This window comes from Methanobrevibacter sp., from assembly GCF_045586545.1.
Taxonomy (GTDB): Archaea; Methanobacteriota; Methanobacteria; order Methanobacteriales; family Methanobacteriaceae; genus Methanocatella.
Genome location: NZ_JAZNAN010000073.1, coordinates 16,809 through 29,960, shown reverse-complemented (window position 1 = coordinate 29,960; position 13,152 = coordinate 16,809). Strand labels below are relative to the sequence as shown.

Below are 13,152 nucleotides of genomic sequence, written 5' to 3'. Positions count from 1 at the left end.
TCATTAAAAGATGCTATTAAAGTAGAGCATGATCAAATTCCTTCAACAAAAGGTGTTTTATAGAAACATCTATATTTTTTTAAAATTTTCCTATTTTGTGTATACTTTGTGTTTAAAGTTTAGTCTATTCTGTTGAAGTTTTATGAAAAAAGATGTTTTAAAAAAAGTAAAAAGAAATAAGTAGTGTTAAACTACTTATTCTGGTTTTGAGATTAATTCAGTTTTACGACCAGGGTTTCCTTCTTTCATGTGAGGAGTTCTTAAGACTGTGTCGTTTGATTTTTCTAATTCTCTTGCTTCTTGTGCTAATTTAGCAGCGCATGCAGCAATTTCGTGAGCAGCAGCTACTAATGGGATGAAGTTTTCGAAACCTTTAGTCATGAAACAACCTTTCATGTCTAAGTTAGCAACAGATCCAGCCATTTCGTATGCAGCAATAGCTTTTGCTTTTGCGTATGGGTTTGCGAATCCGCCAGCTTCTGCAGCTTTTTCAGCAGTAATGATGAGTTTAGGTAATTCGATTTCTTCACCTGCATCTGCTTGAGCAATTACGCCGTCAATGGTTTTTTGAACTAATCTTAATGCTCCGGTTTCTGCTAATACTTTTAAGATGTCGGAGTTGAAAATAGCCATTTCAGTTGGGTCTAACCATTCTCTTTTTGCACCAATCATTGGGTCAGACATAACGATAATGTAACCTAAGCCTTGTTCATCCATTTCATCTTTTTTACCTTTACCAGGTGCGTCACCAATGATAATAGCAGGAACATCTTTTTCAGATAATAATTCTCTTGCCTTAGCTGGTCCAGGTGCTCCTGGGTTTGGGCTAATGAAAATTGCGAAGTCAGGTTCGAAAGCGTCAATCTTAGGTACGACGTCTTCTACTTGTTCAGGGTTCATTTTTGCTCCAGATCCAAAAGTTCTTACATCGATATTTGGTCTGTCTGCTCTTTCGTCTAACAATAGGTCAATTACTGGTGAAGTACCAATATTACCACTTTTAATAATAGCAATTTTAACTACCATAATTAAGTCTCCTTTTTCGATAATAATAATTTTAATTAAGAAACTATTTAAATTTTATTATTTAAGATTTTTAATCAACATATACTTATTTTAGTGAATGTTATTCATTGTTTAATTTATTTAGTAGAATATTATACAATCTCACATATATTTAAAAAATTTTTTAAGAAAAATAATGATATAATGTCGAAATTTTGGAGAAAAAATATTGTTTTTTCAAACGATAGCTATGGCTAAAATAATAAATTTTTTTAAAATTAGAAAGAGTGGTTCCGACGAGACTCGAACTCGTGATCCCCTCCTTGTAAGGGAGGTATCATACCACTAGACCACGGAACCAACAAGTAGTATTATGAATTTACTAATATATATATGTTTCTATTTTTATAAAATTCGACTATGAAAATTTAATATATGATAAAAACATATTTATAATCATCGTAAAAATTATAGAAGTGATAAAATGGCATGGGATGACAAAGGTGGAAAAATATGGTTTGATGGAAACATGGTAGATTGGAAAGATGCAAATATTCATGTACTTTCACATGTTGTCCATTATGGTACAAGTGTTTTTGAAGGAATTCGCGCATATAAAAATGAAAATGGCGTAGGTGTATTTCGTCTAAAAGAACATGTACAACGTTTATTTGATTCTGCAAAAATTTATAAAATCGAAATTCCATACACACAAGAAGAGATTGAGGAAGCTATTCTAGAAACTGTTCGCGTAAATGATTTAAACGGATGTTACATACGTCCTATTGTATTTAAAGGATATGGGGAACTTGGTGTAGACCCTTCCAACTGTCCTGTTAATGTAGTTATTGCCGCTTGGGAATGGGGATCCTATTTAGGAGAAGAAGGAATGGCAAATGGTGTAGATATTGGTATTTCATCTTGGAGAAAACCTGCACCAGATACTTTCCCAGCACTTGCTAAATGTGGTGCAAATTACATGAACTCCCAGTTAGCAAAACTTGAAGCTATTGACAACGGATATGACGAAGCCATCATGTTAGATTATGAAGGACACGTTTCTGAAGGTAGTGGAGAAAACATTTTCCTTGCTGAAGGTGAAAAATTATTCACTCCTGCAATGTCTTCATCTAACTTAAGAGGTATTACAAGAGACTCAATCATGACAATAGCAAATGATTTAGGTTATGAAGTAGTTGAGGAAGTCATATCAAGAGAAAGATTATACTCCGCAGATGAAGTATTCTTTACAGGTACTGCTGCTGAAGTTACTCCAATCCGTTCAATTGACCACAGACAAATTGGTATAGGTAGAAGAGGACCAATTTCTGAAGAAATACAATCTGCATTCTTTGACATAGTAGAAGCTAAAGTAGAAGATAAATACGGCTGGTTATCCTACATCTAAGCGGTGTAAAATATGAATATAATTCAAGCTATAATAATTGGTATTGTTCAGGGGTTAACTGAATTTTTACCAGTTAGTAGTTCTGCGCATTTAGTTTTTGCCCAGAATATTTTAGGTGTTGAAAGCTCTCTTGCTTTTGACATTTTTCTTCATTTGGGAACATTGATTGCTGTATTGTGGTTCTTTAGATATGATATAATCAAAATGATTAAATCATGGTGGTTAAGCATTGGTGATATCCTACAGGGAAGATTTATGCAAGGTTTCTATGAAGATGCATACAAAAGACTTGCGTGGTATGTAATTTTAGCTACCATTCCTGTTGCTATTGTGGGAATACTATTTGATGATGCCATTGAATCATTATTTGCAGGTGCACTTTACGTTCCGGCATTTTTCCTATTTGTAACAGGTACTATACTTTACCTGTCTCAAAGAATGGCTAGCGGTAATGTAACTTTGAATAATATTTCCAAAAAGGAAGCATTATGGATGGGTTTAGGTCAAGCATGTGCAATATTGCCAGGTCTTTCCCGTTCTGGTACTACTATTGCGGCAGGTTTAACTATTGGGCTTGAAAAGGAATTTGCAGCTAAATTCAGTTTTATATTATCCATTCCAGCAATTTTTGGAGCTTTCGTATTTAAATTAAAGGATATCGGTTCAGCGATGGATGTTAACTTTTTGCCTATATTTTTAGGTTTCATCGCATCAATCATTGCAGGTTATATAGCTATTAAATGGATGCTGGACCTAATCCAAAACAAGAGTTTAGACATATTTGCTTATTATTGCTGGGCGGTTGGTATAATAGTGTTTATGGGCTCAATAGCCCACATATTTTAAAATTAGAGGTATAGAGATTTAAAAATCTCTATCCACAAACTTTTTCTATTCTTTTTCTAAGTTTTTCAACGGAACTTCCTAGGACAAGTGCGGTATACATTGCCCCGCCTGCTCCGGCTCCTTCTTTAACAAATCCCTTCAGGTAATTTTTCAGTCCTTCATGTTCGGATTCTTCAAATCTAGGGTCAACTACATTAACTGTAATGCTGTCGTCGATTTGTTTTAGTATTCCGAATAGGTCTGCTGTTTCATCACCTGCAACAAATACTGTTGTTGAAAGGTTAATTCTTGAAAAATCAAATGAAGGCTGTAGTGATTTTATAATGGCACATACGGCGGCCATCTGTGTTCCTCCTGCCAAAATAACAGGAATATCTGAACCAAGAACTATTCCTGCCATTGCAGGCAATGTTGGATCGCCCACTGCACCGATTGCTTGGATTGCATCAATGTCGTCTGTTTTAGGGTCAAGTCCTGCATTTTCTAGGCCTTCGTCTACAATTTTTGTTTTCATGTCATGAGGATTGTGCGGCATGCTTCCACTAACCTTTTCATTGGCATCATAGCCCAAGGCCCTTAGGACTCCTAAAGCGGTTGTGGTTCCTGCAGCGATGCTTTCACCAATAATGAGCATTTCGTGCCTTGCTGATAGTTCTGCACCTAAATCCTTTGCATTTTCCAGGATTTCTAATGGGTTCAATACTCCTTTTCCAGTTTTTATGTCTCTTCCATATTCTTTACCAAGACTGTAATATTCAATATCCGGCTTAATTTTGGAACCTGCATCAACAATAACAAATGGGATATTTGCAAGTTGCAGTGATGCTTTTGTAAGTCTTGCAGGTGTTGGTGCAGCTGCATCGCCCACTACGGTTTCAGCTGGAGCTTCACAGCATCTTACTTCGCCTAAAACCATGAATTCAGCATCGGATGCTGGTGTGTATATTGTCAATTCTGCTGTTGGGCCAGCTCCTGAAAGCCCTTCTATTAAGGAAGTTTCAGTTGTCCCAATTGTTAGTAAGAATACTGGATCATCGCATTTCTGTAATTTTTCTGTTAATTCTGTTGATCCATAAGTGGTAATTCCATCAATCATCTTTTTCACCTTGCTTTTTTAATAAATCAATAATAATTTTATTTTGATTAATGATTTTTTTATTCTGGAGCATGATTTTCTTTAACATCTCAATTTCTGGTAATTCATCATCCCTGTAAAATTCTTTACCGTCTCTTGCTCTTGGTGGAATTTTAATTTGGTCTTTTGGAGGAAGTGATGTTTTTTCGTCTGATCTTGGTGGAATAACTCCTCTAGAAGCGCTGTCTTCGTTTGAAATGAAGTCAACATATCTGTGTGTTACTTTCTTTTTTGATCTCTCATCAAGCAATTCCATCAATCTGTCATCTACTTCTTTAACACCATGAAGTTGTTCCTGCTCCACTTCGTGCAATAATCTTTTTTGAATGTTATATGCATTATAGATTGGTATTCCACGAGTTTCACATTCGTTTTTAAACATATCACTGATGTTAATGTCTCCTGTTAATTTTTTAACTCTTTTTTGCTCCGGAGTATTTGCACTATAAAATCCCATATTTTTACTTTTGTTTTTTAAATTTAAAAAATATTTTTATATTCTTTAAATCATAATATGTAATTAATTAAATTTTTCAGTTGATTGTGTTGATAAGTTTAGGGATTGAAGGAACTGCAGAAAAAACCGGTGTAGGCATTGTAGATAGTGATGGAAATATTCTAGCCATGGCTGGAAAACAGCTGTTTCCAGAAGAAGGTGGCATTCATCCAAGAATTGCCGCAGAACATCATGCTGAATGGATTCCTAAGTTAATTCCGCAAGCTATCGAAGAATCAGGATTATCATATGATGACATTGATTTAATTTCCTTTTCACAGGGGCCGGGTTTAGGGCCCGCTTTAAGAATTGTTGCCACTTCAGCAAGAAGTCTTGCTTTATCACTTAAAAAGCCTATCATTGGTGTCAATCACTGTATTGGTCATGTTGAAGTCGGAAAACTTGACACTGGTGCAGTCAATCCGGTATCTCTTTATGTAAGTGGTGGAAACAGCCAGGTAATTGCATATGAAAGTGGTAGATATAGAATTTTTGGTGAAACTTTAGATATTGCAGTTGGAAATTGCCTTGACCACTTTGGTCGTGAAACCGGTTTGGGTCATCCCGGAGGGCCAGTCATTGAAAAATTGGCCAAACAGGGCTCCTACATTGATTTGCCTTATGTAGTTAAAGGAATGGACTTTTCATTTTCTGGATTGCTGTCTGCAGCTTTAAGGGAAGCTGAAAAAGGCACTCCAATGGAAGATGTCTGTTTTTCACTTCAGGAAACTGCCTTTTCCATGCTGGTTGAGGTAACCGAACGTGCCTTATCACACACCCAAAAGGATGAGGTCATGCTTTGCGGTGGCGTTTCAGCAAATTCAAGACTTAGAGAAATGCTCAAAACAATGTCTGAAGAGCATGGCGCCAAATTTTACATGCCGGAAATGAAGCTCTGCGGGGATAACGGAGTCATGATTGCATGGCTTGGACTGTTAATGTGCAGAGAGTTTGGACCAATGGATTTAAAGGATACTGGGGTTATTCAAAAATTCAGAACAGATGAAGTGGATATTCCTTGGATTGACAATACCAAAAGCTATTTGCAATTAAGCGATGAGTTCATTGCAAAGGGTGCTGAATCAAACATTGTTAAAACTACTTATTTAGGCCAAAAAGCAGTAATTAAGGATAGAATCCCTAAAGGATATAGAATTCCTGAAATCGACAATAAAATCAGAAAGGCACGAACCAAAGAAGAAGCAAAGCTATTGTCTGATGCAAAACGTGCGGGCGTTAAAACACCTGTTTTATACGATGTTAATTTGGAGGATAAGGCTATTGTAATGGAAGAGATAGAAGGACCAATGCTTAAGGATGTCATTGATGATGATTTGGCATTCAGAATTGGCCGAGAAATTGCAAAATTGCATTCATCCGACATTATTCATGGCGACATTACTACTTCAAATATATTGCTGCAGGGAGATAAACTGGTTTTCATTGATTTTGGGCTTGGAAGATATTCTCCACTTAATGAGGATAAGGCAGTTGATTTACTTGTTTTGAAAAAGTCTCTACAAAGTATTGACTATAATTTAGCTTTAAAATACTTTGATTTAGTTTTAAAAGGGTATGGTAATGAATCGATTATGAATACTATATCTGACATAGAATCCCGTGGAAGATATACTCACTAATTTTTACATTAACTATATTAAAAAATGAAATCATATTTTAAAATATGATAACATTTATAACTGGTAACGAACATAAAGTTAAAGAAGCAGAGAATATTTTCAAAGATTATGACATTAACTTAAAGCATATTGATTTGGGTTACGAAGAGCCTCAAGGAACTCTTGAGGAAGTGGCCATATCAGGCGCAAAATATGCTTGTCATGAACTTGACTGTCCTGTGATTGTTGAAGATGCTGGTTTATTCATTAAAGCTTTAAACGGGTTTCCGGGAACATATTCACATTATGTTCAAGATACTATTGGAAATCAAGGAATATTAAAGCTTTTGAAAGATACTGATGACCGATATGCCGAATTCAGGTCAGTTATTGGGTACTGCGCCCCCAATTCTGAGCCCAAGACTTTTTTAGGCAAGGTCGAAGGTGAAATCGCAGTTGAAGAAAGAGGAGATTTAGGATTTGCTTTTGATCCGTTGTTTTATGTGCCTAGTTTAGGCAAAACTTTCGGTGAGCTTACAACTGAAGAGAAAAACCAGTTTTCACATAGAAAAAATTCATTAAAGAAATTTATAGAATGGTATTCCAGTCAAGAGTAACATTTATCTGCTTATTGGGCTTATTTAAGATTTAAAAAATTTAAAGAGGTTTATATTATGGCAAGACCAGAATGGGTAACTTATAGTGACGAAGAAATTGAAGAAATGATTTTAAAATTTAACAGAGAAGGTAAAAGTACTTCCGAAATCGGTATTATTTTAAGAGACCAATACGGTATTCCATCTGTTAAAGATGTGACCGGTGAAAGAATCACCCAAATCTTAGAAAGAAACGGTCAAGCTGGCGACTACCCAGAAGATTTATTAAACTTAATCAGAAGAGCAGTCAACATCAGAGACCACTTAGAAGAAAACCCTAAAGATTTACACTCTAAAAGAGGTTTAACTATCATCGAATCAAGAATCAGAAAATTAGCATCTTACTATGTAAGTGAAGGTAAATTACCAGAAGGTTGGAGATATAATCCAAAAGAAGCAGCACTCCTTGTTAAATAGATCCAGTGAAGCCACTGATATGCTTAAGGAGCATATTGAAAAGGATAGTGTTATAAGATTAATTTCTCATAACGATGCTGATGGAATTTCATCCGCAGCTGTTATAGCGAATGCTTTAGCTGAGGAAAATGTTCAATTCCACACTTCCATTGTCCCTCGTCTTAGAGAGGACATGGTTAATCAGCTAAGAAGTGAAAAATATGACTTGTTCATATTCTCGGATATGGGAAGTCCCTTTATTAAAGAATTCAACACCTATAAGCACGATGTTATTGTTGCAGATCACCATCAGGTAGATGGTACTGAATCCGAAAGCAATGTTGTCCATGTCAATCCTCATTTGTTTGGAATTGACGGAAGCAGGGATTTATGCGGTGCAGGTTCCAGCTATTTGTGTGTCCGTGATTTGGACAAAAAGCATTTGGCTTATTTTGCTTTAATAGGTGCATTTGGTGATATGCAAGGTCAAGATGGTTTTACTGGCGTTAACAAATTAATTCTTGACGATGCTCTTGAAAGTGGTACTTTAGAAATTCATGAAGGTTTAAAAATTGTTTCTAAAGCATCTGAACCAATCTATAAATCTTTAGCTTACACTTTTTCACCTCCACTTCCAAAAATTAGTGGAGATTTGGATGGAGCCCGTGAGTTTTTAGAACGCATGAACTTATCTTATGGAATTAAATTCACCGACATGGAAGATGAAGAAAAGGACTTATTGAAAGATGCCCTTATTCAAATCAATCCTGAAATTTTCGGTGATTGCTATACAATTCCAAAAGAAGTTCCTTTGCTACGTGATTTAGAAGAGTATTCATATATTCTTGACGCATGTGGTAAAAATAAAAAGCAAGGGCTTGGATTGAGCATTGCACTTGGTGAAAGAGACCAGGCATTGGATGCAGCATTAAAACTGCAACGCCAATATCGTGACCAAATTGTTAAAGGTCTTGAATGGGTTAAGCGTGAAGGTGCTCAACAATTGAACAGCATTCAGTACTTATACTCTGAAGATAAAGTATTAAAGTCTGTCATGGGTACTATTGCAAGTATTGGTCTATCAGTTGAGCTATTGGATGATTCAAAACCAGTAATTGGAATGTCCAGGCTTCACAAGGATATAAAAATTTCCGGTAGGACCACAAGACAGATGGTTGCTAAAGGCGTTAATTTGGGCCAAGCATTAAAAGACTCTTCCAATAACTTTGGTGGAACTGGTGGAGGCCATGACATTGCTGCAGGGGCCATGATTCCATATGAGAGCAAAGACAATTTCTTACACTTAGTTGATGAAATGGTTGAATATCAATTGACAAATGATTAGTATGTTTTTAACAAAAGAAGAACAAGCAATGTGTGACGGGGAGTTTGGAGAAACTATCCGTAAAAGTATGGATATTCTTGTTGCATTAGGAGACATTTATGGTGCTTCTAAATTGGTGGATATTACTTCTGCACAGGTATCAGGTGTTTCTTATAAGACAATTGGGGATGCAGGCTTAGAATATCTTGAAGATTTAGCTCAAGACGGGTCAGGCAAAGCTACAATCAACGCTTCTCTTAATCCTCCTGGAACTGATTTGGATAATTGGGAAGAATTAGGTTTTCCTGAGTATTTTGCAATTAAGCAAAATCAAATCGTAGACGCATATGCAAATCTTGGAATTGCAAAAACCTGTACTTGCACTCCATATCTTGTGGGTAATGTGCCAAGATTTAGAGACCATGTATCCTGGTCCGAATCATCTGCTGTTGCATATTGTAATTCTGTAATTGGTGCTCGTACAAACCGTGAAGGGGGACCAGCAGCGCTCGCAGCAGCTATTGTTGGTAAAACTCCGCTATATGGATTCCACTTGGAACATAATAGGAAAGCAAATTTAGTTGTTAATGTTAATTGTGAACTTAAGGGTGCTGATTTTGGTGCTTTAGGTTACATTATTGGTAAAGTCGTTGGTGGAGGAGTGCCTTATTTTAAATTACAAAATACTCCTACAAATAATGATTTAAAAACTTTAGGTGCAGCGCTTGCATCTTCAGGTTCAGTTGCACTTTACCATATGGAAAATGTAACTCCAGAGTTCAATATCGCTGGTGAAGAGGATGTTGAGGATATCATGTTTATTTCTGAAAAGGAAATTAATGATACTCGCCAAAAATTAACTACTACTGATAAAGAGCCTGATTTAATATGTTTGGGCTGTCCTCATGCATCACTTGAAGAAATTAAACAAGTAGCTAATATTGTTCAAGGAAAAACTATTAAAAATAAATTATGGATTTGCACATCTGTTAGCGTTAAGGCGACTGCTGATAGAATGGGCTACACACAAATGATTGAAAATGCAGGTGGAAATATAGTATGTGACACTTGTATGGTTGTAGCTCCAATTGAAGAGATGGGCTTTGAGGTAATTGGTGTAAATTCAGCAAAAGCAGCAAATTATGTTCCGTCAATGTGCGGACTTGATGTTGTTTATAATGATGTAGAAAATCTTATTCAGTTTGAATGAGTTTTCTCAAATTCTTTTTTTTAAAAAACTTATTTTTCTTATTAAACTATAAATTAAATAACTTCTATACATTATAGTAAGAAATTATAAGGAAGACTACTATGAATTATTTAGTTGTTGGTGCTGGAAATGCTAGTAGGCCTGTTGCAAGACTACTAAATCATTTAGGCCATGATGTCGTTATCACTGATTTAAAAGACAAATCTGAATTTAAAATAGAATTCCAAAGAAGTTTAAATCAATTGGAAAAGGAAGGGGTAAAACTGGACATGGCAAACAAAAATCCTTCTGTTGATGGATTTGATGCTGTCTATATGCCTCCAACATTGCCGGATTCCGCTCCAATAGCTCAAAAAATAGCTAAGTCCGACTTAAAAGTTTTAACTAATGAAGAGTTTTCCAAAATTGTTAATGATTTGATTCCAGTCGATATAATTGGAATAACCGGAACCATGGGAAAGACCACCACTACTTTTATTACTACTAGCTTATTTAAGCAGGCGGGCTATAAGGTATGGTCCTGTTCATCTCTAGTAAATAATTTAGTTTCAGAAGCCATTATTGATGGCATTGTCACAGGCAAATCCGAAAACTGTGATATAGCTATTTTTGAACTTCCTCATGGAACAATAGGACTTTTAAATAGATTGAATATTAAAATTGGCCTTCTAACTAATATTGCTGAGGATCATTTGTCCGAGTTTGGAGGATCCCTTGAAAAATACCAGCAACGCAAATTGGTTCTGCAAGCCATGAGCGAAACTTTTATTGCAAACAATTCATGCAGAGACATAATTGAAAAGGTTCGTGATGATGCGAGATACTATGCCCTTGATGAGGATGTTGACTTCAAAGGAACTGTAGGTGAAAAATCATTAACTATAAAATATAAAGATGATGAGTTTACAACTCCTTTCTATATGATGAGCTATTTCTTTGAAAACTCAGTTGCCGCATCAGCTGTAGCATTGACATATGGAGTTGATAAACAGGATATTATCGATGCATTAACCATATTCAAAGGATTGCCTGCACACATGGAGGATGTAGGTGACTACAATGGCAGGAAGGTTATCCTGGATTCTGCATTTTTATATGATGGAATGAAAATTACTCTTGATTACTTTAAAGATGAAAGTGTTGTACTATTTTTAGATCATTTTGATACATTATCTGTACGTGATAAAGCGGAAGTAGGAGAACTGGTAAGCGAATATGATATCAAAGTTGTTATAGCTAGTGGATTCAATGAAGTAACACAGTGTGTTGAAATGGAAGCCGCTCAGGAAATCCTGGATGCCATAACAAATCCTAAAATCGAAAAGGTAGCTGTTGAGACAATTGAAAAGGCAGCCGAGTTAACATTCAAATATTCAGTTCCAGGGGATATAATTCTACACATGGGGCCGCTTATAGCATATGACAGGCTTACAACTGTTGAGAAAATCATGAAAGGACTTGAAAAAGGAAGTAAAGAATATGAATAAGAATAAAACCTTTGGAGTTATTGGAGTTTGTGGAGCAAACGGCAATTTAATTGCAAGAATCCTCAAACAAAGAGGATATAATGTTATTGGAACCGATTTGTCATTTAAAAAAGATTGCAGATTTGCAAAATCCCTTGAAGGTTATGACATTGATGTATTTTATGGAAAAACTCCAGAAACTTTCTTTAAAAAAGCCGATTATATAATTCCTCCCGCAAGTCTATCTAAAGATTCAGATATTTTAAAAAATTGTGACAAGCCTCTTTTAGAACTTCAAGAGGTCATTGACATGATACAGCCAGAAAAGCCAGTATTTGGAATAACTGGTACCAACGGCAAAACAACAACCACCACTCTACTTAAAAGAATTGCTTATGATAATGGAATTAAGCCATGTGAACATGACCTGGAAGGCATGCAGGGAAATGCCGAATTTATTCCGATATTGCAGTCAAGATTGGATGGGGATGTTGCGATTTTGGAAGTCGGAACATTCGGTAAACCGGGTACTATTGGAAGAATAGTTAAAAATACTGCCATGTCCAACGGTTTGATTACCAACATTACTCCTGATCATCTTAATGACCTTGGAAGCTTTATGGATTATGCCAAGGTTAAAAGTGAATTCATTTCTGAATTGGGTCTTGGCCAATTGATTGTAAACGGTCAGGATCCGACAATTATGGGACTTTTACGCGAACTTGACTTTAAGGGCGAAGTCATAACATTTGGTGTTGATGAGCTTCCGGATTCAATCGGTATGAAGGAATGTGTCTGTGGAAATGAAATAGCCGTTAAAGAAATTATTTCCGGCTGTGGTTACTACTACTGCAAATGTGGAATTACAACTCCTCAAGTAGATTATATTGCAACAAATGTCGATTTGGCAAATAGGACTTTTGATTTGCACACTCCTACTGAAAAATTAACCGTTAAAATGGGTATTGATGGACTTCATAATGTTTACAATATTACTGGAGTTATCATTGCAGCCCATATTTTCTTGGATTTGCCTTATGAAAAAATATTGCCGACTATTGCCAGTTTTACTGGTGTCAGTGGAAGAATGGAAGAGGTAGCAAAGGTTAAAGGCAAAGATATTTTCGTTGATTATGCTCATAATCCTGCAGGTGTTGAAACTGTCTTGAAGGAATTTAAAAAATTGTTTGGTGATTTTACTACAGTAATAACAGTTTCATCTGAATCCGGTTACATTGGTGATGTGGACATATTTAACAGTGTTTTAAAATTCTCAAAATTCATTGTTCCGGCTTCAGTCGCTTCTCAAAAAATAGCTTTGGAAAAATTAAAAGATAATCCAAAATTAAATGATAGAATCTTTTTAAATCCTGTTGGAGATTTTGTTAAAACCGGAACTTTAGGAGCTTCAAAAGATGAAGTTCGTGACGGTTTAAGAAAAGCTTTAAATTTAGACTGTGAAATGGTAATCGCTATTGGTGAAGCGGCCACTAAGTTTAAAGACGTTGTTTTTGAACTTTAATTCAATTTTTGATAATTTTAATTTAAGTTTGTAATTTGGATTACTTTACAAATGCTCTCACTTAGGTTT

The 13,152-nt window shown here is 35.7% G+C and carries 12 protein-coding genes and 1 tRNA gene; 9 read left to right on the top strand and 4 right to left on the bottom strand.

The window, feature by feature from the left end:
- Window positions 1–195: 195 nt before the first annotated feature.
- Together ACKI3D_RS05980 and ACKI3D_RS05975 are read right to left on the bottom strand one after the other, a co-directional pair.
- Window positions 196–1,026 (bottom strand): F420-dependent methylenetetrahydromethanopterin dehydrogenase, encoded by an 831-nt coding sequence (locus tag ACKI3D_RS05980; protein ID WP_407392904.1) that lies wholly within the window; start codon window positions 1,024–1,026, stop codon window positions 196–198.
- Window positions 1,027–1,293: 267 nt separating this feature from the next.
- Window positions 1,294–1,365, bottom strand: a tRNA-Val gene (locus ACKI3D_RS05975).
- Between the two features lie 124 nt (window positions 1,366–1,489).
- Between ACKI3D_RS05975 and ACKI3D_RS05970 the strand changes: the two genes are divergently transcribed.
- A complete protein-coding gene (locus ACKI3D_RS05970; RefSeq protein WP_407392903.1) occupies window positions 1,490–2,413 on the top strand; it encodes a branched-chain amino acid transaminase in 924 nt (307 codons plus the stop codon).
- Between the two features lie 12 nt (window positions 2,414–2,425).
- Window positions 2,426–3,259 carry an undecaprenyl-diphosphatase UppP gene (gene uppP / locus ACKI3D_RS05965; RefSeq protein ID WP_407392901.1) on the top strand — a complete coding sequence of 278 codons (834 nt, stop codon included), beginning with the start codon at window positions 2,426–2,428 and terminating at the stop codon, window positions 3,257–3,259.
- A gap of 28 nt (window positions 3,260–3,287) precedes the next feature.
- On the opposite strand, the gene cobT is transcribed toward uppP, so the two are convergent.
- Together cobT and ACKI3D_RS05955 are read right to left on the bottom strand one after the other, a co-directional pair.
- Window positions 3,288–4,355 (bottom strand): nicotinate mononucleotide-dependent phosphoribosyltransferase CobT, encoded by a 1,068-nt coding sequence (gene cobT, locus ACKI3D_RS05960; RefSeq protein WP_407392899.1) that lies wholly within the window; start codon window positions 4,353–4,355, stop codon window positions 3,288–3,290.
- Entirely contained in the window at window positions 4,348–4,851 is a 504-nt protein-coding gene (locus tag ACKI3D_RS05955; RefSeq protein WP_407392897.1) for a hypothetical protein, read from the bottom strand. Before ACKI3D_RS05955 ends, cobT begins: the two co-directional genes overlap by 8 nt.
- 80 nt (window positions 4,852–4,931) lie before the next feature.
- Between ACKI3D_RS05955 and ACKI3D_RS05950 the strand changes: the two genes are divergently transcribed.
- The 7 genes from ACKI3D_RS05950 to ACKI3D_RS05920 all read left to right on the top strand — a co-directional run bounded on the left by ACKI3D_RS05950 (window position 4,932) and on the right by ACKI3D_RS05920 (window position 13,083).
- Window positions 4,932–6,530: a bifunctional N(6)-L-threonylcarbamoyladenine synthase/serine/threonine protein kinase gene (locus ACKI3D_RS05950; protein ID WP_407392895.1), complete on the top strand. Its 1,599-nt coding sequence runs from the start codon at window positions 4,932–4,934 to the stop codon at window positions 6,528–6,530.
- Between the two features lie 44 nt (window positions 6,531–6,574).
- Window positions 6,575–7,126 carry an XTP/dITP diphosphatase gene (locus tag ACKI3D_RS05945; RefSeq protein WP_407392893.1) on the top strand — a complete coding sequence of 184 codons (552 nt, stop codon included), beginning with the start codon at window positions 6,575–6,577 and terminating at the stop codon, window positions 7,124–7,126.
- 57 nt (window positions 7,127–7,183) lie between these two features.
- Window positions 7,184–7,582 (top strand): 30S ribosomal protein S15, encoded by a 399-nt coding sequence (locus ACKI3D_RS05940; protein ID WP_407392891.1) that lies wholly within the window; start codon window positions 7,184–7,186, stop codon window positions 7,580–7,582.
- Window positions 7,572–8,906 (top strand): DHHA1 domain-containing protein, encoded by a 1,335-nt coding sequence (locus ACKI3D_RS05935; protein WP_407392889.1) that lies wholly within the window; start codon window positions 7,572–7,574, stop codon window positions 8,904–8,906. The genes ACKI3D_RS05940 and ACKI3D_RS05935 overlap by 11 nt, the downstream gene beginning before the upstream one ends.
- Before the next feature lies 1 nt (window position 8,907).
- Complete coding sequence (locus ACKI3D_RS05930; RefSeq protein ID WP_407392887.1) at window positions 8,908–10,095, top strand: aconitase X; 1,188 nt, start codon at window positions 8,908–8,910, stop codon at window positions 10,093–10,095.
- Window positions 10,096–10,196: 101 nt separating this feature from the next.
- A complete protein-coding gene (locus tag ACKI3D_RS05925; protein ID WP_407392885.1) occupies window positions 10,197–11,582 on the top strand; it encodes a Mur ligase family protein in 1,386 nt (461 codons plus the stop codon).
- A complete protein-coding gene (locus ACKI3D_RS05920) occupies window positions 11,575–13,083 on the top strand; it encodes a Mur ligase family protein (RefSeq protein ID WP_407392883.1) in 1,509 nt (502 codons plus the stop codon). The genes ACKI3D_RS05925 and ACKI3D_RS05920 overlap by 8 nt, the downstream gene beginning before the upstream one ends.
- Window positions 13,084–13,152: the final 69 nt, after the last annotated feature.

What these genes read in the sequence shown, in the direction of transcription:
- ACKI3D_RS05970 (WP_407392903.1), top strand. Translation starts at nt 1,490, where the DNA reads ATGGCATGGGATGACAAAGGTGGAAAAATATGGTTTGATGGAAACATG.
- ACKI3D_RS05930 (WP_407392887.1), top strand. Translation starts at nt 8,908, where the DNA reads ATGTTTTTAACAAAAGAAGAACAAGCAATGTGTGACGGGGAGTTTGGA.
- ACKI3D_RS05940 (WP_407392891.1), top strand. Translation starts at nt 7,184, where the DNA reads ATGGCAAGACCAGAATGGGTAACTTATAGTGACGAAGAAATTGAAGAA.
- ACKI3D_RS05955 (WP_407392897.1), bottom strand. Translation starts at nt 4,851, where the DNA reads ATGGGATTTTATAGTGCAAATACTCCGGAGCAAAAAAGAGTTAAAAAA.
- ACKI3D_RS05925 (WP_407392885.1), top strand. Translation starts at nt 10,197, where the DNA reads ATGAATTATTTAGTTGTTGGTGCTGGAAATGCTAGTAGGCCTGTTGCA.
- uppP (WP_407392901.1), top strand. Translation starts at nt 2,426, where the DNA reads ATGAATATAATTCAAGCTATAATAATTGGTATTGTTCAGGGGTTAACT.
- ACKI3D_RS05920 (WP_407392883.1), top strand. Translation starts at nt 11,575, where the DNA reads ATGAATAAGAATAAAACCTTTGGAGTTATTGGAGTTTGTGGAGCAAAC.
- cobT (WP_407392899.1), bottom strand. Translation starts at nt 4,355, where the DNA reads ATGATTGATGGAATTACCACTTATGGATCAACAGAATTAACAGAAAAA.
- ACKI3D_RS05945 (WP_407392893.1), top strand. Translation starts at nt 6,575, where the DNA reads ATGATAACATTTATAACTGGTAACGAACATAAAGTTAAAGAAGCAGAG.
- ACKI3D_RS05980 (WP_407392904.1), bottom strand. Translation starts at nt 1,026, where the DNA reads ATGGTAGTTAAAATTGCTATTATTAAAAGTGGTAATATTGGTACTTCA.